Raw genomic sequence first — 24318 nt, 5'->3', positions numbered from 1 at the left:
AGATGCCTGCAAAGGGCAGACATCTGATTTATTTTCGATATTAGGATTGCGGAGATACCAGGATTTTAACCTGATTTTTCTCTTTCAGGAGACCTTCAAAGCCTTGCTCGATCACTTCTTCGAGCTTAATACGTTTGGTCACAAGTTTGTCAGCAGGGAAATATCCTTTTTCCATCAAGCTGATGACAGCCGGGAATACATCACGGTATCCGATAATACCAGTCAGATTGCGTTCTTTCATGACGATATTGTTCGGTTTAATCGGAGCTTCTTTTTCAAAAATGCTGACGATCATGATTTGTCCGCTGATTTTAGTGGATTCAATAGCTTGAGTCAGCACAGGAGGTACTCCAGTGACTTCATAGGCTACATCTACGCCACCGTTGGTCCGTTTGTGCAGCTCTTTCACTACGTCATAAGTCTTAGGATCAAGCACGATAGCACCCAGCTCTTCAGCTTTAGCTTTACGCTCTTCGGAAAGCTCTACTGCATAAATCTCAGATGCGCCCGAAGCTTTCAACGCTTCAATCACGAGCAATCCAATAGGACCAGCGCCAAATACGACAGCTTTATCGCCGACTTTCAGCTGGCTTTGACGTACAGCATACAAAGCAACGGCCGAAGGCTCTACCAAAGCGCCTTGCTCGAAAGATACGCTTTCTGGAATTTTGTGAACCATGTGCTCGTCAGCAGCCACATATTCAGAAAATCCACCGCCGCCGCCTGCCAAACCGAGGAAGCCCATTTTATCGCAAAGGTTATATTTGCCTTGTTTACATGCATCACATTCTCCACATGCAAAAACGGGTTCAACGACTACACGGTCGCCAACCTGAATTTTGGTTACGCCTTCACCGATTTCAACGACTTGTCCAGAAAATTCATGTCCCATCACGACCGGAGCTTTTTCACCAGTCAATGGATGCTGAGCATTTTCAGGAATGAAGATCGGTCCTGCTACATATTCGTGGAGATCACTTCCGCAAATACCACACCATTCGACTTTGATTTTTACTTTTCCGGGAAGAGCAGCGGGCTGCTCAATGTTTTCCAAACGTAAATCTTTTACTCCATGCCATCTCAATGCTTGCATGTTTTGTCATCTCCTTGATGATTATATGATCATTGCCGCTATAAAAGTGAATGAATTAGGAAACGTTTCCGAAAAATAATATGTCACAATTTTTACACATTGTCAAACCAAATTAATGCAAAAAGCACTTGATTTTTTTGTGAATATAATCACTTGTGACTATGGCGCTATATTTGACTCATTGCTTAGTACAAAAGAATTTTTGCGAATTTTGCAAGTGAAGCAGAGGCTAGAAGAAAACGAATTCAATTTTTAGAGAACTATTCTGTGGTATAATATCTATATTAGAGAGTTTATGTGCATAGATAGAAAACGATTCCGAGCGTGAAAGGATTTTGGGTGTGTCAGAGCAAAAGAAAGTAACTATAGAGGATGTAGCCAAGCGAGCAGGGGTCGGTATTGCGACTGTCTCTAGGGCTATTAATGATAGTGAGGGCATCAGCCCCAAGACGAAAGCATTTATTTTGCAAGTGATTGAAGAAATGGGTTTTACGCCCAATACCTCAGCTCAGAGTTTAAAGGTGCGGCAGACACGGCAAATTGCGCTGGCTGTACCGGATATCCGGAACGCCATCATTCCTGAGATTGCTTGGTCTGTAGAACAGGCTGCCAAGCAGCACGGTTATCGTGTTGTGCAGATCAATACTGCCGGGAATGCCAGAATGGAGCTTGAAACAGTGCGTGAGGTTAAGAAGCTGCATGTAGACGGGCTCATCATTATGCCGCTGGCGTATCCCAAAATGTTGGTTGATCTGATTAATAAAGCCAGCGTTCCGGTGTCGATTATTAACTATGGCAAGAAGCTGGGTGAAGACGTTAAAGCGGATATCGTCAGTTTGGCTCGGCAAGAGGGAAGACTTGTGATGGAGCATTTGCTTAAAATCGGGAGAACGAGAATTGCTTATGCAGGTGCAGCGAAGGATAAAATCGAAGAGAGATACTTTGCTTATGAGCAGTCTCTCCAGCATGTGGACCCTTCACTGGTGTATTTTGGCGATGACTTTTCCTTCGAGACTGGGCTACGGGCAGCCGATTATTTTTACAGCTTGAAAAATATGCCGGATGCCATTTATGCAGTTAATGATATGGTGGCCATAGGAATCGTAAACCGCTTTAAGGATTTGGGTGTAAAAGTACCGCAAGAGGTTGCAGTGGTTGGTATTGACAACAATTTGTGGGCGACCGTAACGACCCCACAGATCAGCTCAGTTTCTATCATGGGGGAAGAGGTGGCACGCCTGGCTGCGGAACTGCTGCTTAAGCGAATTCAGGACCAGACCGTGGGAGATTATGAGCGTGTACAGTTCGAGCCTCGTTTGATCGTCAGGGAATCCAGCGTCTCTGTGATCCGTAAGCCTACGGTTGGGCGTGACGAGTAGAAGATAAGTCTAGATCTGAATCCTGCTCCGTCATACCAATAGATGAGCGGTCGCAGGTGTAAAAGGTGTGGATAGGAGAGTGGATTCGTGTCAAAAGGTAGCGTGTTTGTTTCTGTAGCTTGTACTATACTATTGCTGGCTGTAACCATAGGGTGTACTCCCCATGCTGACCCTGCGGCGCCGTCTGGAGCAAGCAATGAGGTGTCCAAGCAAAGTACTACCAGTACGCAGCATACCCAGCAAAGTAAAGAGGAGCTCGTGCTGTCCTTTTATAAGGATTCATCCCTCAGTGATGAAGCAAAGGTACGTCACATTACGGACCAATTGGCAGGTATTGATTGGGGGAAGATGAACGAAATCAGTGAACATCAAAGCATGGAAATTATCGAATATTTGTATAAGCAGCGTGCTTTGATTCCTTCGGAAAGTTTCCTCAATGTGATCAAGGGCACTGATGGCTTGGACGGAGCGCTGACTGAAAGCTATAATGCACTTATGGGAGATTTGTTTACAAGGGACAAAGCTGCGATGATCCGAGCATTGGCAAATATGGACAAAACCAACCGTGTACATGGTATAGGGGGCATCGGGTATGCTCTCAGCTATAGAGACCCTAATGAAGTCAAGAAAGAGATTCAACAATGGCAGGCAGGACAACAGCTTACTGCGGCAGAGAAGGATGTTATTCGTGCTCTGTTCGCCAAGCTGGATAATCCGTACTAAAGCTGAATGAGTGATGAGCTTTGCCTCGAAGTATATAAAATGAAAAGCTGCTTCTCTACCCGAGGCAGCTTTTTTGTGCTGTTTGTACATCCTGCGATTATGATTGGAGGTGATCCTGGTCTACACGCAAGCGCTTGATATCACGAATTGGAGGCAGGCCGAACAAGCGAGCGTATTCACGACTGAATTGAGAGGGGCTCTCGTAGCCTACCTGAAAACCGACATCTGCCGCATCTGCTGATTCAGATAACAACAGGCGACGAGCTTCTTGCAAACGTAATTGTTTTTGATATTGCATGGGGCTCATAGCCGTAACCTCTTTAAAATGACGATGTAGCGACGAAGGACTCATACTAGCCAGTTGGGACAATTCCTCAATTCGCAACGGCTTATCATAATCTTGTTTAATTCGCTTTATGACTTCTGCGATCCGGCTTGAATGGCTGCCAGTCATGACCAGTTGTTTTAAGGATTCCCCCTGCTTCCCCTGTAAAATCCTATACAATATCTCACGAATGACTAATGGAGACAGCACCGGAATATCCTGCGGTCTTTCCAAAAGATGTACGAGCCTTACCACGGCATCCAGCAGTAGGGAGTTGGTTTGACTTACATACAAGCCTCGTCTGGAATCAGGTATTGAGGTAGTAGGAAAAGTAGACTCCTTGATGAGATCCAAAACCTGATGCGGATCAAAATTGAGCCGGAGGCACAAGTACGGGGCTTCTGCTGAGGCTTGTATCACCTGTCCGGAAATTGGTAAATCCACCGAAACCACAAGGTAGTCGGATGTGCCGTAATAGTAACTTTCCTCTGCGAGTATCACGACTTTTTTTCCCTGAGCCACAATGCATAAGGCGGGTTCATGGACCTGATAAATCGGAACGGTGGTATTCGAACTTCGGACGAAGTAAAGTGAAGGGATATCTGTAGCGTGAACTCCGTCGTGACTTGTAAATTGTTCTATGAGACTGGTCAATTCGGCTTGCTTTTCCGTGGTAGAACTCTCAATTTCGGTTGCTTTCACTATGCCCCTCCCTTCGATATGGATTTGAATTCATATTAAGTGTCTTTGGAGGATTAGGCAATAATTTGCTCTGATTCTTCTACCATCCCCAATCACCATCGTCTCATAATAAAGATGTAGAAACAATGCTCAATAAACATGTGAAAAGTGAAAGCGTCTCTTCAATAATTTCTTAACTAAAGGAGGAATAAGCATGTTAGATATTAAAGGGAAAGTTGCAGCTATTACAGGAGCAAGCAGTGGAATCGGTAAAGCTACTGCTCGTTTACTTGCTCAACATGGGGCCCATGTTGTATTAGGGGCCAGACGAACAGAACGACTGGAGGCTCTTGCCTCCGAAATTCGTTTAAAAGGGGGATCGGCTGATTATCTGCAACTGGATGTGACTCAAAGGGAGCAGATGAAAGCGTTTATCAAGTACGCTGAAAAGCGATTTGGGCGTGTGGATGTCATTGTGAACAATGCAGGAGTGATGCCTCTTTCAAAATTGGAAGCCCTGAAGGTAGAAGAATGGGACCGCATGATCGATGTTAATATACGAGGCGTTTTGCATGGGATCGCGGCAGGGCTTCCCATCATGAAAAAACAAGGATTTGGTCAGTTTATCAATATTGCTTCTATTGGCGCGTATAGTGTAACGCCGACTGCAGCAGTATACTGCGCAACAAAGTATGCGGTTCGGGCGATTTCTGAGGGGTTGCGTATGGAGGTTGGTGGGGATATTCGTGTAACGCTGGTATCACCGGGAGTAACCGAATCCGAGCTCGCCGACAGTATTTCTGATGAGGAAGCCCGGCAGGGAATGAAAGAATACCGCCGTATTTCGATTTCGCCGGATGCCATTGCTCGTTCCATTATGTATGCCATGGAGCAGCCTGCAGATGTAGATGTGAATGAAATTATTGTCAGACCCACGGCAAGCACGAATTAACGCCATGAAATGAAATCCGTAGTTTATCTTTGCATTCAGATTGTTTGGTCCTCTATCCTTTATGGATAGGGGATTATTTTATGCGGGTTTACTTTTACCAATGTTTGTGTTAATTTTATTTCGACAAACATCGAAATTAGGACTGGAACCGAAGGGAGACAAACAGGGTGAAGGATACAACAGAGATGCAGCAAGCTGTAAAAATATATAAAGCCCTTGGAGAACCGACTCGTCTCAAAATAGCACTTTTGTTAAAAGAGGAAAGTGACCAATGTTGTTCTAGACTTGGTGAAAAGCTGAACAGTGTTGCTATTTCTACGCTATCGCATCATTTGAAGCAAATGGCAGAGTCTGGGCTACTCACATTCCGTAAAGAAGGGACGTTTATTTATTATAGCCTGGATGTGGAAGCAGCACAGAAATATGCTCCATTTCTGATCACATAATTTTTTTAGTCTTAATTTCGATATTTGCAAAAATATAAAAATAGGAAAAGGAAAGAGGCGTTACTAGGAAATGCAAAGTACATGGAAAGTATATATTTTGGCCATTGTCAGTTTTTTGGTAGGTACATCTCAATATATCATTGCTGGCATTTTGGATCAGATTTCGGCGACGATGGGAATTACAGTAGCGGCGGCAGGTCAGTTGATTACCGTTTATTCTCTGGCCTATGCGATTGGCACGCCAATCCTGATGGCAGTAACGGCTAAATGGGACAGACGCAAACTGCTCTTGTGTTCCCTTGGATTATTTGCAGTTGCCAATGTCCTATCCTTTGCACTGCCGGATTTTGGGATGTTTATTGCTACGCGTATTCTTATGGCTCTCGGGGCGGGGGTGGTCGTGGTTACAGCGCTGAGCATTGCAGCAAAAATTGCCACAGCCGGCAAGCAGGCCAGTTCTATTGCTACAGTCACGATGGGATTTACAGCTTCGCTGATTATCGGAGTGCCGCTTGGAAGAATGATATCTTCTGCTTATGGCTGGAAAACCGTATTTCTCGGCATTGCGTTAGCAGGGATTGTTGCCTTGATCGTTATTGCTATGACAATCCCTCGCTTGAAGGGAGATCAGCCGATCCCCTTACTACAGCAGTTTGCTCTTCTGAAAAAGCCTGAAGTTGCTTTGGGATTGGCGATTACCTTCTTTTGGGGAGGGGGTTATTCCCTCGCGTATACTTACATTTCACCATACTTACTGAATGTATCAGGTGTAGGGGACAATATGCTAAGCTCAGTATTACTTGCCTTCGGAATCGCCAGCCTGATCGGGTCGAAAGTCGGTGGATACAGCGCAGATAAAAAGGGTATTTCCTTTACATTATTCGTGGGCATGGTGCTGCATGTCTTTTCCTTGCTTTTACTTCCTGTCGCCGCTCATTCTCTAGGTGCAGTATTTGTCTTGCTGATGCTGTGGTCGTTCGCAGCCTGGACAACCGGACCTACTCAACAATATAACTTGGTCACTCTCGTACCGGAATCTTCCGGTGTGATGCTGAGTCTCAACCAGTCTACCATGCAGCTTGCTATGGCAGCCGGAGCCGGAATTGGCGGTGTAGTTGTTGGTCAGGTTTCGCTGGCCTCCATCACTTGGTTTGGAGCAACTGGTGTCGTCATCGCGATTGTAGCTGTCTATTTACTTTCGCGAAAATCCTCAGTTCACACGCAAGTGGGTGTTACGGAATAAAGAGTATAGGTAAGTGAAGAGGGAGGCCCTGTGATGAAGGTGACATTGCGCCTCCTTTGATTTGAAAGAGTATCATATGCTCTCATGCAGCATGAGCGTTTATTCAAACGCAATATCCGTGATTTTGCCGCCTTCCTTAAAACCGATATTTTTATAAACTTGATTGGAAACTGAATTTTTTACATCTGCGTAAAGCATGGGGGTTAGCTGCTCATTTTTTAAAATGGAACATAACCCTGATACAATTGCGCTGGCAAAACCTTTTTTCTGCCAGGTAGGGGGAGTATAAACAGCATTAATACGGCCATGCCTCGGAGAACGATGAGCAATGTTAGCCATGGACACGGGCATACTATTTACAATCCAAAGATATAAATTCTCTGTCTTGATCGCTGCCTTCGCAGCTGATATTTGACTAGTCGGATCAACTGAACGGCCTAAAGCATCTTTTGAAAAACCTGCTAGAAGCTGGGCAACTACCTGTACGTCCTCTGAAGTGGCTTGTCGTATAATCCCCTCAACGCCGGTAGGTTTGTTGTATTCAGGACAGAAATAAGATTCCATAACCATATGAGTATGTACCTGAGCAGTATGCCGCTCGGCGTAAGCATGTGCGAACTTCTCGGCTGTTTCGACATCACCACATACACCGGATAGGTTGGTTCCTTCTAAATAATGTAAGAGTTCTTCGATATAGGTTAATTTATGGTTGCCGATGATTTGCTGCGAAATCCATAGCCAAGCCTTATGTCCGGGTGATTGAGCGAAAATCATATTTCCATCAGATATTTTAAGGCATGTGGATTCTTCTGATTCACATATTCGATGAAGCAAATTATATCGAACTTCATCAATCAAAAATGGATTGTGATTTAATAGATCATCGTATGGGACTAGCTGCTCAATCATGGCTCTGCCTCCCTAAAAATGAGGTTTGATCTAACGTATTTGTTTATGCTATGAAAATTAAACTGCTACAAAGAGCTGCTGCTGTATCTCCTAGGATTTAAACTTCTGCGCTATAAGCTTCTTATTCTTTTGTCGCCAAATCCATCTTTCGATAAAGTTTTTTTCTTTTCTTTCCTGAAGCGTTTCCTTCATCCCTTTAATGAGAAATTCGGATCTTCGCTTGTCGTTCCTGCTAATTTCACGTAGTTCCTCAATAAATTTATCGTCCATGTCTGCATCTCCGTTAGTTCAGGATTTTCCAAATTACTAAGATAAATTATACAGAACGTATGTTCCTTTTTCAAGTCTGCGTCTACTCTATTCAACATATAACCATTTTTAGATGGATACTGTGAAGCCCGCGCCAAATGAAATGGGAAGCATACGCTAGAGTTGAAAGGAGGAATTACAACATGACTAATAAAGCATACGTATCTCAAACGTATCCACGCCTTACAGTCTACAATGAAGAAAATTTTCGGGGTTCTCGAAGAGTATTCAGAGGAAACCTAGGTATCCGCAACACCGATAATATTCTCGACGGCATCGAAAGTCTGCGTTTCTTTTCTACCAGCAGCAATGCTACACTTGTACTCTTTACTGGCACGCGGTTTAGAGGTAACTTCCGTGTGTATAGAGGCAATCGCAGCATCGCCGACCTGGATGATCTGATTCGCGGGAATGATGTGGAATCTATTATCTCTACCAATCAACGTTTGACGTTGCAGCAAATCCGTAATATCCGCAGTACTGGCAGACTGCCATCCGGCTATCGGATCATCTAACAGAATCCATTCGACACAATAAACATTCTACAAGACTGCTTCAGGAGCTTGCAAGTTTTGGGCTTCAAGAGCAGTCTTTCTATTTGTACACGCGACCTACATAATAGAATGATGAGAGGAACTGCATGGGAGGATGGGACGTTGCTAGTTTGCATCACTAACTAAATTTGCATGAAAATAAAATAAGGAGGGCATACGACATGCTCTCCTTAATACGTATATGTTATTTATTCACTGCATTTCCCAATTAGTTACTTTGATTATAGCTGCATCTGCGTCCTTAAGATCGGTTTCGCCAGAAGCTAAAAGAGAACTCCATTGTTTCACCCGATTCTTACCATTAGGAGGTTGGTTATAATCATTAGTATCGACAACCAATGTACGTTTAGCATAGAAGTTGGTCATGAACGTCTTTTCATTCGTGCTATTGCCAGAACGGGAGAGGACTCCTTCAAGACTACCGTAATCACCCATAGCACCTTGATTCAGAGCTGTGTCGACAAATGATCCAATCGTCAGAGCAGTATTAAATCCGCGTTTCTTAGCTTGCTGTACACTATATTCGATATAGGTGTCGTAGAACGTACGCCACGTGGCTTCTCTCCAAGCTTCATTGTTTTGGAGAGCCTTGATCTTCTTTTTGATTACACTATCGCTATCGCTGAGCTTTAGAATCGAACCACTCATTTTACCCTTCAGTCCAGCACGTGCTAGTCCACCTGTAATAGAAGGATTGCTAGCTCCACTAGCAGCATCAAAAGCTTTGAATAAGGCGGGGCCATCTGGTCCCGTGTCATTGGAACCGCCTGTTGTTGCTCCGAAAATACCAATGGTGTATCCACGATCATCGCCGATATCTTCAGCATAGCCATAGAATTCAGTCCATTTTAAAGAATCCTGCTCTGGCTTGTTCACTAGCTTCATAATATTATCCCACTGCTCACCGTCGAGTCCTGTATTGTCCTTCAGAAACTGAAGTGTTGAAGGTGAGAAATTAGCATCATGATCAATAGTTGTAACCGCTGTTTGGCTAGTAGTATCCTCGCTGGTGGTGGGGATTTGCTGTATATGTGTTTCGGTTGTTTCCTGTAATGGAGTTCCGTTTTCTTCAGCAAGAGCCTTGGCAGGCGAGGGGCCGCACAAGCTAGAGAATGAGGCGATTACAGAAAAGCTTAACAATATCATAAAAAACTTCGTTTTATGGGAAATAAGTTTATTGCTGATTTTAAACATATAGCTCCTCCTTAATAATGTAATTGTGAAAGGCTAAAAGAAATGTTACATCTAGAAAAAGTGATGCTGTGTCAGTAGTAAGTAGCAACACCAAGGCACTTTTAAACCTTAGCGTAGAATAGCATCTAACTCGAATTGATTTAGTAAGATTATAGATAAGAAATATAGGATAGAACAGCGCTTGAATAACCATTTTTATTCCAAATTTGTGAATTACAACTAGATACATAGACCTAAATCTTCTATTTTTAATTAGATTAACGCAGACCATAAATGCAAGAATGAGGACGAAACCAATACAACCTCTTGATAACATGAGATACATCATCTACCAGAAGGTTATAAATTGAACAAAATACAAGAATCTAATGATTTACATACATCAGGGGAGATCTTATTTCTAGGGAATGCTTGGGATTTGCTATCGCCCTGGCTCTGGAAAAAGCAGGCTTTAAGGCGATAGGTACGACAAGTTGGGGAATTGCCAATACGCTTGGGTTTTCAGATGGAGAACTTATTGATTTTGACCAGCATGTAAGCATCATTCGGGGTCAAACGGTTTAGCTTTGGAAATGCGTTTTCTGATAGGATAATAGTTGCTTTACAAAAGAATGCGGAACAGTTAATTAACCTTCAAAATACATCACATTTATATGAGAATTTTGTAAAATCCTGAACTGGATAAGTATGAACTATAGAGAGGACGGAATGTTCGGCAGCTATAACTTGGGTAACAAAAAAACTGCTTAATAAATGAGCTGTTCTGAATATTCATGTTAAAAAGAGAACTCTCTTTATGAACTGATCCCTATCAAGTTAACAATAATAAAAAAAGCAATATTTAAGCAACCTGAGTCCGATAACGTAATTTATGAAGCGAATATTAGTTTTTTATGAATAAACGTTAATTAGATAATTTGAAAATAGCTAAAGTAATTTCAAGTCATTTCTACAGTTGATCTAATAGGCGATAATCACGTTGTTATACAGGTCTTTGATGTCAGATAGTTTTTCTGTCCATTAAATATGAATTAGCGTAATAAGGATTTTTCTTACGTATGACAGCTTAAATCCTCATCTCGTTCACCAAGCGTATTCTTGATCCATGCTTTGACTCGCCCGATAATCGTAGATTCCTCTTACCTCTTTACAGCATTCGCTATCTTCATTTTGATCTGTTCATCCTCGAGCTGCGTGGAAGAAGTAAACTGATTCATTTTTAACATGTGTGTGAGTATGAATCCTCTATATAGTACAAGAATAACAATAATTTAAATCAAAATTCATAAGGGTGAATTAAAGATTCATAAAAATGAATCGACAATATTCTCTTTATCACACACTTAGCCTCTACCACTCTTTGCAGGAATTGATAGCTCATTGTTATATGAAATAATTTTCACTCAAATAGAACTATTTCAATTTTTTTCCTTGATGACGATATAATTGAGGATTCGCCAAAAAAGCCTTTTCATATAGGAAGATGGGATCAACTCGCTAAGCAAAAAAATAATGTACGTTGCGATTGATGGGTTTAGTCAACCAGCCGGAAACTTAGGAGAGAAGGTAGTGTACTAGAAAAATGGATTATGTTATGCACAAAAAAAGGGGGCTAAAACAGAATATAAATACTTGAGACCGTAGGATTAGGTTCTTTGAGATAACTTCCTGTTTCTCACATAACAGACCTTATCTTGCGATAACAGACAGCAGCATATAAACATTAGGAGGATAACTAATATGAATTCATTAAAAAAAACGAAGAGTTTGATCAGCGCCCTGACCGGGGCAGCGTTATTATTCTCGCTACCAATGATGGCAGGTGCAGAGAGCAATACCAACTATTTTGCCCATGCATCCGAAGAACCGGTTACCGTGTCTGAAGCTGTGTATGAAGCAGGATCAGGGGTTCTGAACGTGGGGGCGGCCCAATTTCAAAAATTGACGGTCACTAAGGAGCATCAGGTTAGCAAGACACTCGTTAATCCCAGCGCTTCGCCTGAAGCCAAATCGTTGATGAGCTATCTTGTCAATCAATACGGCAAGAGTATGCTATCCGGTCAGCAGAACAGTTCTAACATTAGTTGGATGCAGGACGCGATTGGTAAAAAGCCAGCCATTGTCGGATTCGACCTGATGGATTATTCACCGTCTCGAGTCGAGCACGGCGCTTCCTCCTCCGAGATCGAGAATGCGATCGATTGGCACAGCCAAGGCGGTATTGTCACCGTCGTATGGCATTGGAACGCGCCGAAGGGTTTAATTGACCAGCCCGGTAAAGAGTGGTACAAGGGATTCTTCGGGGATTCCACCACTTTCGACGTTGACTACGCGTTGAATCACCCGGAATCCGAGGATTATAAACTTATTTTACGGGATATCGATGCCATTGCGGCACAGCTTCAAAAGCTAAAAGATGCGAAAATCCCCGTGCTCTTCCGACCGTTGCATGAAGCGGAAGGGGGATGGTTCTGGTGGGGCGCGAAAGGTCCGGAGCCGTCAAAGAAACTTTACCACCTGGTGTATGATCGCTTAACGAACGTGCATGGTCTGAACAATTTGATTTGGATCTGGAATTCTAGCGCACCGGAGTGGTATCCCGGAAACGATGTTGTAGACATCGTGAGTACGGATCATTATCCGTCTGCGGGCGACTATAGACCAGTCACTGACAAATATGACGCCCTCGTCTCGCTTGTGAACGACCAGAAGCTGGTCGCATTAACCGAGAACGGCGCAATCCCGGATCCGGATTTGCTCTCCAGTGACGGAACAAACTGGAGCTGGTTCACTACCTGGACAGGAGAGTTCCTGACCGATGGCGTAAACAACAGCCGGGAGCATTTGAACAAAGTGTTCAACCATCCAAATGTAATCACGCTCGATGAGCTACCGGATGTAGATCATTACGGCCAAAACAATTAACGGTGTTAAAACCAATTTTTCTGATACGTTGCTTGAATAAAATGTATACTTAAACGAATTGATAGCAAGGGTGTTTCTGGAGTAATTCCAAAACGCCCTTTTTTTCATGAACTGGTTAAACTCTAAAGGCTTGTTTGAACAAGCCTGGGCATCTGTAGCAAGGAGGCTGGCTTCCGATTTGGTGAGAAGAGAGGCAGAGCAGGGAAATAGGCTCATGCAACATGGTTTAATAGCGGGAAGAGCGTCCGCCTAAGAGCCAATACGCACCGTTCTTCGTTCCTCCCGTTCATTTTACGCTGCCAACGGCATAAGGAATTTCAAGAACCCTTGAGTTGACAAGGGTTTCCGATAGTGTGGGTTTTGCTTATCCTGTTGTAACGAAGATAATAAGCGCGACGATTTATATAAAATGTAATATATTAATCACAGACCAGTAGACATAATCATAAGCTTGGCGTATATTTTCCCAATATGAACTCTGGGCGTGAAATCAACATATATTTTCATCTCCTAGTGAGTATAGGAATTTGAATAAGGATTAGAAAAGGAAGGTGGATATCCTTGATGAGCAAGCTATACGCATTGAATTATGTATCGCCGATTGGAGAGATAGAGATACGGGGCACCAACGAGGCTGTCTATTCCATTATGTTCTCTAATCGGAATGAGCCTTTAACGATGCTTACAGAAGAAGCTCCAATCCAAGTATTAGAGAATGCGCCAGCCAGCTTGACGAGTATTTTAAAGGTGAGCGCTTTGAATTTTCGTTTCCTTATGCTTTTGAAGGTACGGACTTCCAGCAAAAAGTATGGAATGCGCTGGTGACCGTGGGTTACGGTACAACGACAGCTTATAAAGATATTGCTCTCGCTATTGGAAACGAAAAAGCAATCCGAGCTGTTGGCAGTGCGAATGGCAAAAATAAGCTGAGCGTTGTGATTCCATGTCACCGAATTATCGGATCAAATCAGAAACTAACTGGCTATGCAGGGGGCCTATGGAGAAAAGAATGGTTGCTCCAGCATGAGAAGCGCTGTCTGAGATCATAAGGAGGGTTCATGGATGAGAGAGACATACCTAAAAGAGTATAAGCCGGAAAGCTGGGCTAACATGGTTCAGATCTATCAGGAGCGATATGATCAGGTAGATCCGGCGATAAGGGCAAAGGTAGCCAAAAGTGAAATTCCAAAGGAGATTCAGATTGTGTTGCTGTCCGACATGGGCGAATATTTGCTGACTTGGATGGATCGAAAGGTTCCCGCACTTGATCACGAAACACCGTCAGATTATTTAAAAAGCGAAGAAGGGATCAAGGCACTGAAGGCAGCCATTCTGCGTATGCCGCGTTAAATCTACTAATTCGAGGAAATACATATGAACACGTCCAAACCCCAGTCACTCTGTACAAAGGGAGCCGTTGCCGGCTCCCTTTAGTGGTCATAAGCAACCAGTCATACAAGAGTTCTAATTAGCTGAAAGCTCACTCTCCGTCACCCATTTATGATTTTTGACCGGCTCTCCTCCTGTAGTCGGCGTGTAATCAACCATATATACGGTTGTTGGCTCGGCGGAATCTATGGTAGCCTTAGCTCCATCCATCCCTTTCATATGATCTGCCGCCAGGATAACTTCCGTTCCCGGTGCATAGGGCTCGCTGCCTGCATTCTTAATCTCTTCATGAATAACCCACTTATGATTAGTCACTTTTTCTCCTCCAGTCGTTGGAGTATATGAGACCGTATAAGCAGTAGTCGTATAAGCGCCCACGATTGTGGCCTTAGCGCCGTTCATGCCTGGCATATGGTTAGCTCGAATAATCGCTTGGCTGCCAACTTTGAAGGCTGGATGTTCAGCTTCTTGTAGTCCGGCAGGAAGCTCACTGGAAGTGGAGTGGTTCATTTCCGATGTATCATGCTGTTGACTGCTGTTTGTCGTATGCTCCTGATTCGGCGTGCTACTGTTCCCGCACCCGCTCAAAATAATCATGACTGCACCAGCGAGCAAAGCCCATTGTTTTTTCATATTTATAACTCCTTTAGGGTTTTATTCTACATTCAAATATACCCATAGGGGGTATATTTGAAACAGAATTATTTTACAAACTTGTGAAGTGCTTTGTTTTCAAGTGGAGCGCCTGATGTGATCCTTTTGAGTTATGCGGAAGATACGTAATTTAAATATTGTTGACAGTGAATAAAAAATCGTTGTAATATCTACAAAACACATCAAATTACTATGTTTTAAAGCTGTAAACATTTTAACTCACCAAAAGTAGATCATATCAAGGAGCAGGGGGACATCAAAATGAAGAAACAATGGATTTCATTTATATTGCTACTGGGCGTAGTCGTGCTTTTTATTTCAGGCTGTGGCAGCAAGAATACGTCGGGCAGCGCTGCTGGTGAAGAAAAGAAAACACTGCATATCAGCTTTAATCCCGGTCCATATAGCGATCAGTTTAAGAATGGTGTGGCTCCATATTTGGAGAAGAAGGGGTATAAGATTACATATAAAGAGTTTACAGACGGGGTTCAGCCCAATGTAGCCGTGGCTAATGGAGATATTGATGCTAATGTGTTCCAGCATTCGCTCTATCTGGATTCTATGAATAAGCGGGAGAATATTGATCTGGTTGGTGCTGTGCAGGTTCCGACTCCTCCAATGGGATTGTACTCCAGCAAGCATACTAGCCTTGACGAAATCAGTGCTGGAGCTCAAATCAACCTGCCTAACGAGCCAGTCAATATGCTGCGTGCGTTGAACATTTTGAAGGAAGTAGGTTGGATTACGTTAAAGGACAATATCGATCCATTGCAAACCTCGGTGAACGATATCACCTCTAATCCGCATCATCTACAATTTGTTGCTACCGATCCAGCACAGGGGCCACGTGCACTGGAGGATGTTGATTTTGCGGCTATACAAGGGAACTTCGCTGTATCAAATGGAATGAAGTTGACCTCGGCATTAAAGCTTGAAAATATGACAGACCCGTTCACAAATGTGGTGGCTGTGGACCGCAAGAATAAGGACAAGCCCTTCGTCAAAGATATTATTGAAGGATATCATTCAGATGAATTCCAACAGTACATCAAATCGAATCCTGTGTATGAAGGCTACAAGCTGCCAAACTATTTTAAATAAATAGGGTATGATCCTGGCGGGCTGACATTCTCAGTCTATATCTTATGGATAGAAGGTGGAGATAAACGTGATTTTTTCATCCTCTGATCTCGTCAAGGCTCTGCCTGACAACTATTTTAGCGCAATCGATGACAAAGTGAATCTGTATAGAAGCAAAGGAATAGATGTAATCAATTTGGCAGCCGGCAACCCGGATCAGCCAACACCACCGCATATCATCAACGCTTTGAAGGAAGCGGTCGATCAACCGATCAATCAGGGCTACCCGCCTTTTCATGGGAAAAAAAGCACGCTGGAGGCTGTCGCTGCGTTCTATCAACGGGAGTATCAGGTGGAACTGGACCCTGACCGGGAAATTGCCGTATTCAATGGCTCAGCCATAGGTGTATTGGGGATTCCACAGGCATTGCTGAATCCCGGTGATTGGTTATTGACCACCGACCCGGCATATCCCCAATATTATTCGGCTGCTGCGCTGGCAAGAGCCCATATTCATACGATCCCACTGGATGAGAAGCATGGATTCTTGCCTGATTATACAACCGTGCCGGAAGAAATCGCAGAGCAGGTCAAACTGCTCATGATTAATTATCCGAACAATCCGACAGGAGCAGTAGCTACTGCAGATTTTCTGACGAAGACACTGGATTATGCTGCTCGGTACCAGTTTCCGGTTATGAATGATTTTGCTTACGGTGCTCTTGGGTTTGGAGGGCATAAGCCGATTAGTCTATTGCAAATCCCTGGCGGCAAGGAGTACGGTGTCGAGACGTACACAGCTTCCAAAACGTATAACATGGCTGGGTGGCGCTTCGGCTTTGCGGTTGGAAATGCGTCCGTTATTGGTGCGCTCAAGCATTATCATACGCATGCCTACAGCACTGTTTTTGGCGCGGTACAGGATGCAGGAGCTGTCGCATTGCTGGGCACCCAGGAGCCAGTACGGGAGCTTGCGGCGTTATATGAACGGCGACGTGATGTTCTCATTGCAGCGTTACGAAATATTGGCTGGCATGTAGCTGCTCCCCAAGGGTCCTTTTTTGCCTGGTTTAAGGTGCCGGAAGGGTATACATCGGCTTCCTTTGCAGATTTTTTACTGGAAGAGGCGCATGTTGCAGTTGCCCCTGGAGAAGGGTTTGGTCGTGCAGGAGCTTCTCATGTGAGGGTCAGTCTGGTGAACAGTGAAGAAAGGCTGCTAGAGGCGGTGCAGCGCATTGCAGCAACGGGTGTTTTTCAAGCTTAAGCTGGAATGAAAGGAATTCATGGAATGAGAGCGCAAATCAAAAACGTTTTTTCTTCGGTTTGCCATACTGGTTAATGAGAGTTCGAAGTTGTTTCCTGGCTTGATTCAGTTCCATATCATTCAACACATAATCGGTGCTGACTTCCCAGGTGCTGCGGTCATTCAGGTGAAAAATAAAGGCAGGAAAGCGAGGGCGCAACCATTTGCGGATGGAGGCCCCTTCGAATTCGACTTTAGTGATTGCAGACCACGGGACAGTTCGAATACCATCGGAAATACAGTGTTCGTCAAAGATAAACAGGAAGGTATCCTTACGAAGCGTTCTGCTCAAACAGACCACCAAATAACTACCGAAAAAAGGAAGTCCAATCATGGCGGACGTAATAAAGAAGAAGATTTGCAGAGCAGAGATATCTTCGTCGATAAAAATGAGCAGCAGCAAAAACAGACAAATCAGCACAAACATCAAGCTACCCAGGGCTTTCCAAAATGCCAAAGATCTGCGATATACAATTTTATCCACGGAATACCGCCTCATCGGGTACAAACCCCTGAATGAAATGAGTGATCCGTTCTCTCCATTCAGATTCGGTCACACTCTCAATTCGCAGACATGGGGTGGCCTGCATATCCAGTTCTGTATTTCTTACGATCCACACATCATTCGTTCCTTTAAGAACAAATAGCAGATTTGTAACGGAAGGACCCTCTTCATCCGTGTCCGTGTATACCATCTGGCTCAAATTATCGAGGCTGCACTGATTACGGTTAAAATCCTCTCGCCAGTCTTGTATCATTTGTTCAGCCGACGCTTGAAGCTTCCACGTTGCCATTTGCTGCATCGTAAATTTGGATGAGGTTAACTCATTCCACTGTTCTTCTGTCAGATCGACGTATCGGCTGTGAGCATTGAAGTTCGGAGCGGACAGGCCGAACAATTGATCAATATCGTGATGCCAGTCTTCTGGGGAAGACCAGCGAAAGAAATGGAGTTCATTGTGGCTGGAAAAGTGATACAAAAAACGGCCATTTCCATGGTGTATCGTTAATGTATTTTGCTTATCCTGCTGCTCCTTATATCCACGCAGCATTTGGCGGCTTTGTACCAGATGAGCTAGCATTTCAACAATGAACGCATCAAATTCAAGCTGCTGTTGCCCGTCATTCTGTTGTTCCATCAAGCCCTTGGATACCAGGCTATGTGTTGCAGCATGAAAAAGCAGTTCCCAGCGATCTTCAGTTAGTTCCCCGTAATAGGATTGGAGCAGACCCGAAGCCATATCCTCTGCACCCAGTGCAGTCAAGGCAAAGCCTAGTTCCTCAAGCGTTAAAATTACCGTTTGTTTGTCCATAGTCAGGCTCCTTCTCTATCTGTAGTGTATGTTATTTAAATAGTTTGCTGGCCCAGCGTATCCCTTTTTCGGCAAACTTGGCGACTTTTCCACCTGCCCAGCTTCCCACTGTACCGCCAACGTATGCACCAACGGCTGCACCAACTGGTCCGCCGATAGCACCGCCTATGGACCCCAAAACAACAGCGCCGCCGTAAGTTGCAGCGGTTTTAATCGCTACGTTAGAAGCAGATACAGCTACATCCGTTCCGGTAAGATTTCCGCTTTTCCATTTTCCAGCCAGACTGATGCCCTCGCCCACAATATTCATGGTGGCATTAATAGGGTATAGCTTTTTGGCGATCATGCCGGGAATTTGGCGGGTGGCTATGCCGTAACGACCTTTTTCTACCCCGGCGATGACGTTTCGCGTCCATTGAGGAAAACTATTAGCTTTGTTAAATCCAAGACCGAGCTTACCCATTTGAAGCTTTCCAGCTAAACGGTCAAAGCCCTTCAAGCCCTTCATGACAATACCTGGTTTAGCGAATTGGCGGTTTAGGCTTTTGCCCAAATTACGCATAAAAGCATTGTTACCCTTGCCTTTCACCCATGCCGCATTATGTATAACCGCTCGAGTGGGATTTTTCAGACTTTTCTTGAATTCTACTGTTTTGGTAAGCACAAGTGTGGAAGCCAGACCGCTATAGATCGCTGTCCCGGCAAAGCCCAATTGTCCCCGCCATTTATTGGCTTCTGACAGGCTGTTAATGGCTATATCTGCTGGGTCGTTCCCTTTTTTCCCAGAAGTTGCTCCTTCATTGCTCTTAATCTGTCCGCTCTGATCTCCTTGTTTAATCCCTGTGTCTGCTTGGGTATCTGTTTCCCTGAATTTTACTGCAATGGAACGCAATTCTGTGCTGACAGAACCGACCGTTTGAGTGAAAGCATCCATTTGTCCACGTGCTTTATGAAAATCCTGATAAAAGCGCTGCTGTGTCGTTCCTGCCCAGCTATTCTCTAGCATTTGAATTTGCTGTGACAGTTGTCCGCAAATTTGTGCTCCCAGTTCACGTGCCTGTGCGAACTGCCTGGAAACCGCCTCTAGTTTCTCAGGAGGAACCATAATTTTAGCCATGATGTCCACCTCGGATGATTAAAATAATTACTTAATATTTTAGTGATTCTAGCGGTGGTTAGCAAAAAAAGGAGGGGGTTTTTGTGAAAAATAAGTCATTTGTATGAGTTCATGAGGGGGTATAAGGGAAAATAGTAGGAGTTGTTATGATCCGAAGTTCTTACATGTTATTCATGAAGAAAATGTAAAAAAGCCTCTCTGTTCAAATGGAGCTTTCCATAAGAATGAGAGGCCATCATGCATAGAAGCTATTATATATTGTGCGACATTCTAGCTTATTTCAGAGGGACTTGCTTGGAAAGCTTTTCAAACTGCTGCAAGTGAGAGGTGACCTTGGCGGTAATCCCTTTGAGATATTTGATGTCTGCTTGTCTTTGACGTTCTTTGGCAGCAATTTCTTCAGGGAACATAGAGTATTCCTTTTGAACGGAGCCATTTTTGTAATTTACGGAGAAAAGCTCTCCTTGCTGCCATTTTTGGACCAGATCCTGATTACTGTGCAAAATATTTAGCACTTCTTTGCCATTTTTATAAGTAAAGCTGTAGTCTGGATCGGCTACAGCATGGATCACTTGGTAGCCGTTCTGTAATCCATTGTTCTGAAAAGTACCGACTTGGATTTCATTCGAACGTATCGTTCCGTCCGTTTGCGTCACTTTATCAGTCTGCGTACCCTTGCCACTTATGGTGTCATTGCTCCATGTTCCGTTATATACGACTTTATGATGTTGTCCATCTGCATCTGTATATTGATTCATATATTTTCCAGTTCCTGAGCGCTTTCCATTCACAAAATCGCCCGAATACTGCTTGTATTCGCTCCATTTGATCGTACCACGTCCGTGTGGCTGACCATTCACAACCTCTCCGTAGTAAGTTGTCTGACCGGATAGCTGAAGCACTTCCTTGGTTGCAGCCCCATGGGCCGCAGGTGTACTTACAGACAGCGCTCCAGAAATCAGCGATGCCGACACCATAATAGGCAGGGACAGAGCTTTTCCTTTTTGCCACAGTTTTTGCATCATGCGTTTCCCCTTTCGAAGCTTGAGTTTCTACGAGTCATGTTCAACAACCCAGCACTATTAACCTATTTTGTGCTTGGTGGTTTATAGTTTAATATATATTGAGAATTATAGGAAACTGTAAAGTAGAAAACAGGTAATAAGGAGGAGTATGTTTTGAATTTGCCTGAGTATGGGAGTGAGGACGTATCGAGGATCCTTGCCGTAGAGTTGGATCATGCGCCTAGGAAGACGATAAAAGGAATACATGAAGTAGAGCCAGATTCTAATATCTACTGGCTGATAGATGTGGAATTCTGTGATTTTACGTTGTCAGATGAAGACATTTTGCAATTGCTCAAAGGATATATCGTATACGGGCATGTCCAAGATTTGCAGATATGGACTAGTGTCGGACGTAGACTAGAAGGCGAATGCCATTATGATAAAATCTGTATTTGTAAGGATATATTCGATAATGTAGAGATGCAGATTCGATTGAAAGAAGCCAAGGTTACTGACTTTATGAACACACTGCCAGCGCGATTTCAGGAGAAGGGTACCGTTCGTGTGCTTCCTCGGGAGGATGCTGCTCATGCACGTGCAAAAGCGGAAAAACTTCAAGCATTTGTAGATCAGGAAGGTGAGAGGGAACACACTGTCATGCTTAGGCTGGTAGCGGATCAAGGTCAATCTTACCGTGGAGCGGACATCTGGGATGTCATGCTCAGCCTTGGAATGGAGTGGGGAGATATGGATATTTTCCATGCACACCATCACGGTCCGGGAGGCTATGATGAACTATTTAGCGTACATACGGGAACCGAGCCCGGCTTCTTTTGGTTGAGTACACTCGCAGAGGATCGCTTTGCAGATTTGATTTTCAGTATGGATGCGGTACGAACGGTGCAGCCGCAAGCTGTGTTTGAGGCGATGTGGAAAGGTGCCGAATATGCGCGCGCCAGACTCGGCGGGACATTAGTGAATGAACAGGAGCTGCCAGCTGTACAGGAAGACTATCTGCGCCAGATTCAAGAGATGGAAGACCGCTTAAGTGAGTTTGGTTGTAGAGCAGGCGAAGATGTTGTGATGTTTCTATTCTAGGTTAGAAAGGAGTGATTTCGTTGTCCAGCAACTCCATTGAGAAGCTAAGAACGATTCTAAGACGTAAAGCTACTATTTTTCATACAGGGGGACGCAGACCGTCGGGTTCCCTTGATCAGAGCTGGATCGGTAGAGTCACAGTAGCTTTACCGACAGAGGAACAGCCGATTGATGTACAGGGAAATGTTATGGCTCCGATCATGCAATTGTATCTGCCTGCTATGCCTTTTGTTCCTCAAGCTATACGTGATGTCAAGCTGTTGACAGTCTTCCTGTCTCCCGATGTACTGGATCATGAGGATATGGAAGGATATATGTGTATTCGTGAGTATACGTCGGTAGAGGGTTTGGTCGAAAAAGATTTTGGTTCGGCATTTATGCAAATCAAAGCATTTCCGTTGTTCCCCGAGCTCAAAGAGAATGATTATCCGGTCTGGGACGGTGAAGATATTCCTGAGGAATACGGCGATGCCCCCAATGCTATGGACGAGGAGGAGCCCGACTATTTTGAGGACATCGTAGAGGACATATATGCGGTTCACAAAATGGGTGGCTATCCCAGCTTTATTCAACCAGGCATCGACTTTGGTGAAGGCTATGAATTTGTGTTTCAGATTGCGTCAGATGCCAAAGCCGAATTAAATATTGTCGATGGGGGTAGCTTTTATTTTGCCAAGCATCAGAATAAAGGAACCTGGCGAGGTTACTTTGATTTTTACTAAATATTGAAATGGAGAGAAAAGAGATGAATGTTTTAGGTCAGTTAGGATCTGCTATCCAGAGCAGTCTATTTATTCAATCCGAACTGAAGAAAGCACATGGATTGATTCAAAAGCACGACCTGCCTGTAGAGCAGGTGGAGAATGATTTTCACAAGCAAATCATCTTGCTGGAGCAATATGCCGGCACTCGCATTTTTCAGCAAGGGCTTGCCAGATACAAAGTAATTAATGCAATGCTTTTGAGCCTCTCTGTGATTATATTGCTGGTAGCAGTTATCGTTGCGGCGGTGGAATATTTGCAGCCGGAGCGACATCTGCTGGATGTGCTGATGAATGCCACGTTCGAATATTGGGTTCCCTCTATTACGATACTTAGTGTTGTATTTGTGGGTGTGATCGTGCTTGGTATCGTTAGAAATGTTTGTGCTAGACGATTACATACACGCGTGCTGGATCGAGCCTGGCAGGCCATTTTCCAACATGTGGCCCATTGAGGATAAAGAGTAGCTGTAGAAGATTGGCATATCAGCTTAAGGAGTGACAGCAATGAATGACTGGGAATCGGGCATCATTCAAGTTGATAATGAGCACGCGATTTATTCTTCTTTAACAGAAGAGCAGTTGTTAGAGACCGATTTGTACACGAAATATTTTCATTCTGTAAGAAAGCTAGGGAATGATTACAATTGGTATCATTTTGATCAGGTTCCTTTGCTGCACCGGTATTTTTTTGTGTCTGTATGCTTTAAGGATACAAGTCTAGTGGTTGTAGAGATTTCGCTCCAAGGCAATGAATTTCCAACTTCATGGGATAATTGGTCTGAGGAAGGGGAAAGAAAGCGTCAAAGGGAGCATGATCGTTTGTTACAGCAACATTTGTCCGTAAAGCCAAGCTATCGTCAAACCAAGCTTTACCCCTATATGGAATATGAACTTGACTGGGGGAAAATCTCTTCTTATTTTGACCCCCGGTCGGGAAATACGGCCATTGCTTTTAAGTATAAAGGTGAATAGCGATCTTGTAGGTGAGACTGTTGGGATGAGTAAGGAGAAGTGTGATGGATAAAAAAGCAAAGAAAATACTTATGAACACTTTCTGGTCCGCCAGTGGCTGGAAGCAGGAGCGGGGACCCTTTTCGGGTGAGGATTTTGAATATGCCAAAAGCAAGGGCTTGATGTTCGAGCCGATCACCATTACACATAATGAGATGATAAATAGGTTACATGAGTTGCACCAGCAAAAGGCTACAAAAGAGCGAGTGGCAGCGGCATTTCTGCACAGTCTTTCCACGAAAAAGGTTCATTTGCGAAGCGCCTTATCGAGCTGGGCATTAACCGCCAAACTGCCTATGCATACCTATGGGGAACGACCTGTCGTCCTGCCCAATTACAGCAGTTGTGGGGATTGTAATTTTCATAAACTAATGTCCGATAAGGAATACGTCAATAAGGATTTGAATGTGCTGAATTTTGAACGGATCAAATGGGGCGGTATTCGGCTGAATCACCTTCTTTACTGCTGGATGGACCTTGAATTGTTTAGTCAAGAAGAGGAGTTCCAGGTTTCTGATGAGGATCTGGCTATCCTTCATAACATGCTGGAAGCCGTTCAGGACTGTGAGGCTCAGAATGGTGCGCGGCAATTGGAGAAGCGCTGGAAAGATGTGTTCCCATCCAGCAAAAATGAACGCGACGTGGTTATGGAGGTATGGGGATATGCTGGCTTGCTGGCACCACGGGACACACCTCGTAGACGCCGCGGCGGCAATGATGATTTTTATTCGGTAGCAGCCTGGCAAGGAGATGACGGATACTCCCAGGAAGCGCTGGACTATTACTTCGGTACGTTTTTATAAAAGAAAGTGAAGGTTTATCTTTAGGTTAGGCTATTCCCCCAAACAA

25 protein-coding genes and 3 pseudogenes are annotated in these 24318 nt (G+C 44.0%); 18 read left to right on the top strand and 10 right to left on the bottom strand.

Annotated features, from left to right (window positions below; all coding sequences use genetic code 11):
* Nucleotides 1–40: 40 nt before the first annotated feature.
* Nucleotides 41–1093 carry a 2,3-butanediol dehydrogenase gene (locus ACN6NF_RS17580; RefSeq protein ID WP_474318808.1) on the bottom strand — a complete coding sequence of 351 codons (1053 nt, stop codon included), beginning with the start codon at nt 1091–1093 and terminating at the stop codon, nt 41–43.
* Nucleotides 1094–1434: 341 nt separating this feature from the next.
* Here ACN6NF_RS17580 and ACN6NF_RS17575 point away from each other — a divergent pair, with 341 nt between their 5' ends.
* Both ACN6NF_RS17575 and ACN6NF_RS17570 read left to right on the top strand, forming a co-directional pair.
* A complete protein-coding gene (locus tag ACN6NF_RS17575) occupies nt 1435–2472 on the top strand; it encodes a LacI family DNA-binding transcriptional regulator (protein WP_013372419.1) in 1038 nt (345 codons plus the stop codon).
* Nucleotides 2473–2559: 87 nt separating this feature from the next.
* Nucleotides 2560–3195, top strand: a complete 636-nt coding sequence (locus ACN6NF_RS17570; protein ID WP_474318807.1) for a hypothetical protein — start codon at nt 2560–2562, stop codon at nt 3193–3195.
* Between the two features lie 97 nt (nt 3196–3292).
* On the opposite strand, the gene ACN6NF_RS17565 is transcribed toward ACN6NF_RS17570, so the two are convergent.
* Nucleotides 3293–4222, bottom strand: coding sequence for an AraC family transcriptional regulator (locus tag ACN6NF_RS17565; protein ID WP_474318806.1), 930 nt, complete (start codon nt 4220–4222; stop codon nt 3293–3295).
* 193 nt (nt 4223–4415) lie between these two features.
* Here ACN6NF_RS17565 and ACN6NF_RS17560 point away from each other — a divergent pair, with 193 nt between their 5' ends.
* The 3 genes from ACN6NF_RS17560 (at nt 4416) to ACN6NF_RS17550 (ending at nt 6842) form a co-directional block, all read left to right on the top strand.
* On the top strand, nt 4416–5153 hold the full coding sequence (locus tag ACN6NF_RS17560; RefSeq protein ID WP_474318805.1) for an SDR family oxidoreductase: 738 nt from the start codon (nt 4416–4418) through the stop codon (nt 5151–5153).
* A gap of 167 nt (nt 5154–5320) precedes the next feature.
* Entirely contained in the window at nt 5321–5599 is a 279-nt protein-coding gene (locus ACN6NF_RS17555; RefSeq protein ID WP_257126170.1) for an ArsR/SmtB family transcription factor, read from the top strand.
* A gap of 70 nt (nt 5600–5669) precedes the next feature.
* Nucleotides 5670–6842 carry an MFS transporter gene (locus ACN6NF_RS17550; RefSeq protein ID WP_474318804.1) on the top strand — a complete coding sequence of 391 codons (1173 nt, stop codon included), beginning with the start codon at nt 5670–5672 and terminating at the stop codon, nt 6840–6842.
* A 99-nt stretch (nt 6843–6941) separates the two neighbouring features.
* On the opposite strand, the gene ACN6NF_RS17545 is transcribed toward ACN6NF_RS17550, so the two are convergent.
* Together ACN6NF_RS17545 and ACN6NF_RS17540 are read right to left on the bottom strand one after the other, a co-directional pair.
* Nucleotides 6942–7751 carry a GNAT family N-acetyltransferase gene (locus tag ACN6NF_RS17545; RefSeq protein ID WP_474318803.1) on the bottom strand — a complete coding sequence of 270 codons (810 nt, stop codon included), beginning with the start codon at nt 7749–7751 and terminating at the stop codon, nt 6942–6944.
* Nucleotides 7752–7841: 90 nt separating this feature from the next.
* Nucleotides 7842–8021, bottom strand: a complete 180-nt coding sequence (locus ACN6NF_RS17540; protein WP_474318802.1) for a hypothetical protein — start codon at nt 8019–8021, stop codon at nt 7842–7844.
* Nucleotides 8022–8203: 182 nt separating this feature from the next.
* Here ACN6NF_RS17540 and ACN6NF_RS17535 point away from each other — a divergent pair, with 182 nt between their 5' ends.
* Nucleotides 8204–8575: a hypothetical protein gene (locus ACN6NF_RS17535; protein WP_025365517.1), complete on the top strand. Its 372-nt coding sequence runs from the start codon at nt 8204–8206 to the stop codon at nt 8573–8575.
* 231 nt (nt 8576–8806) lie between these two features.
* Here ACN6NF_RS17535 and ACN6NF_RS17530 read toward each other — a convergent pair whose 3' ends face one another.
* The gene (locus tag ACN6NF_RS17530; protein WP_474318801.1) at nt 8807–9808 is read right to left on the bottom strand and encodes a chitosanase; all 1002 of its coding nucleotides are present in this window, start codon (nt 9806–9808) and stop codon (nt 8807–8809) included.
* A 346-nt stretch (nt 9809–10154) separates the two neighbouring features.
* On the opposite strand from ACN6NF_RS17530, the pseudogene ACN6NF_RS17525 reads away from it, so the two are divergent.
* From ACN6NF_RS17525 to ACN6NF_RS17505, 5 genes and pseudogenes are all read left to right on the top strand, one after another.
* Nucleotides 10155–10357: pseudogene (locus ACN6NF_RS17525) on the top strand (isocitrate lyase/phosphoenolpyruvate mutase family protein); the annotation flags it as partial.
* A gap of 1341 nt (nt 10358–11698) precedes the next feature.
* Nucleotides 11699–12733, top strand: a pseudogene (locus ACN6NF_RS17520) (glycosyl hydrolase); the annotation flags it as partial.
* Nucleotides 12734–12839: 106 nt separating this feature from the next.
* Nucleotides 12840–12986, top strand: a complete 147-nt coding sequence (locus tag ACN6NF_RS17515; protein WP_235193573.1) for a hypothetical protein — start codon at nt 12840–12842, stop codon at nt 12984–12986.
* Between the two features lie 311 nt (nt 12987–13297).
* Nucleotides 13298–13782 (top strand): annotated as a pseudogene (locus ACN6NF_RS17510) (methylated-DNA--[protein]-cysteine S-methyltransferase).
* A gap of 13 nt (nt 13783–13795) precedes the next feature.
* Nucleotides 13796–14083, top strand: coding sequence for a hypothetical protein (locus tag ACN6NF_RS17505; protein WP_474318799.1), 288 nt, complete (start codon nt 13796–13798; stop codon nt 14081–14083).
* 114 nt (nt 14084–14197) lie between these two features.
* On the opposite strand, the gene ACN6NF_RS17500 is transcribed toward ACN6NF_RS17505, so the two are convergent.
* Entirely contained in the window at nt 14198–14755 is a 558-nt protein-coding gene (locus ACN6NF_RS17500) for a YdhK family protein (RefSeq protein ID WP_474318798.1), read from the bottom strand.
* 282 nt (nt 14756–15037) lie between these two features.
* Here ACN6NF_RS17500 and ACN6NF_RS17495 point away from each other — a divergent pair, with 282 nt between their 5' ends.
* On the top strand, nt 15038–15877 hold the full coding sequence (locus ACN6NF_RS17495; protein WP_474318797.1) for a MetQ/NlpA family ABC transporter substrate-binding protein: 840 nt from the start codon (nt 15038–15040) through the stop codon (nt 15875–15877).
* Between the two features lie 67 nt (nt 15878–15944).
* Nucleotides 15945–17120 carry an aminotransferase class I/II-fold pyridoxal phosphate-dependent enzyme gene (locus tag ACN6NF_RS17490; RefSeq protein ID WP_474318796.1) on the top strand — a complete coding sequence of 392 codons (1176 nt, stop codon included), beginning with the start codon at nt 15945–15947 and terminating at the stop codon, nt 17118–17120.
* Nucleotides 17121–17157: 37 nt separating this feature from the next.
* Here ACN6NF_RS17490 and ACN6NF_RS17485 read toward each other — a convergent pair whose 3' ends face one another.
* The 4 genes from ACN6NF_RS17485 to ACN6NF_RS17470 form a co-directional block, all read right to left on the bottom strand.
* Entirely contained in the window at nt 17158–17643 is a 486-nt protein-coding gene (locus tag ACN6NF_RS17485; protein ID WP_474318795.1) for a DUF5381 family protein, read from the bottom strand.
* The gene (locus ACN6NF_RS17480) at nt 17636–18472 is read right to left on the bottom strand and encodes a hypothetical protein (RefSeq protein ID WP_474318794.1); all 837 of its coding nucleotides are present in this window, start codon (nt 18470–18472) and stop codon (nt 17636–17638) included. Before ACN6NF_RS17480 ends, ACN6NF_RS17485 begins: the two co-directional genes overlap by 8 nt.
* A 31-nt stretch (nt 18473–18503) precedes the next feature.
* Nucleotides 18504–19589 carry a WXG100 family type VII secretion target gene (locus tag ACN6NF_RS17475; protein ID WP_474318793.1) on the bottom strand — a complete coding sequence of 362 codons (1086 nt, stop codon included), beginning with the start codon at nt 19587–19589 and terminating at the stop codon, nt 18504–18506.
* A 275-nt stretch (nt 19590–19864) separates the two neighbouring features.
* Complete coding sequence (locus tag ACN6NF_RS17470; protein WP_474318792.1) at nt 19865–20611, bottom strand: MORN repeat-containing protein; 747 nt, start codon at nt 20609–20611, stop codon at nt 19865–19867.
* Nucleotides 20612–20767: 156 nt separating this feature from the next.
* Between ACN6NF_RS17470 and ACN6NF_RS17465 the strand changes: the two genes are divergently transcribed.
* From ACN6NF_RS17465 to ACN6NF_RS17445, 5 genes are read left to right on the top strand one after another with little or no spacing between them, the layout of a single operon-like run.
* Nucleotides 20768–21694 (top strand): cell division protein ZipA C-terminal FtsZ-binding domain-containing protein, encoded by a 927-nt coding sequence (locus ACN6NF_RS17465; protein ID WP_474318791.1) that lies wholly within the window; start codon nt 20768–20770, stop codon nt 21692–21694.
* Between the two features lie 20 nt (nt 21695–21714).
* Entirely contained in the window at nt 21715–22416 is a 702-nt protein-coding gene (locus tag ACN6NF_RS17460; RefSeq protein WP_474318790.1) for a DUF1963 domain-containing protein, read from the top strand.
* Nucleotides 22417–22439: 23 nt separating this feature from the next.
* Nucleotides 22440–22910, top strand: coding sequence for a DUF6097 family protein (locus ACN6NF_RS17455; RefSeq protein ID WP_474318789.1), 471 nt, complete (start codon nt 22440–22442; stop codon nt 22908–22910).
* Nucleotides 22911–22962: 52 nt separating this feature from the next.
* The gene (locus ACN6NF_RS17450) at nt 22963–23430 is read left to right on the top strand and encodes a hypothetical protein (RefSeq protein ID WP_474318788.1); all 468 of its coding nucleotides are present in this window, start codon (nt 22963–22965) and stop codon (nt 23428–23430) included.
* A gap of 44 nt (nt 23431–23474) precedes the next feature.
* Nucleotides 23475–24272, top strand: a complete 798-nt coding sequence (locus ACN6NF_RS17445; protein ID WP_474318787.1) for a hypothetical protein — start codon at nt 23475–23477, stop codon at nt 24270–24272.
* Nucleotides 24273–24318 lie beyond the last annotated feature (46 nt).

It is taken from the genome of Paenibacillus sp. TSM33, assembly GCF_056099025.1.
This window is presented reverse-complemented; position numbering and strand designations above follow the sequence as displayed.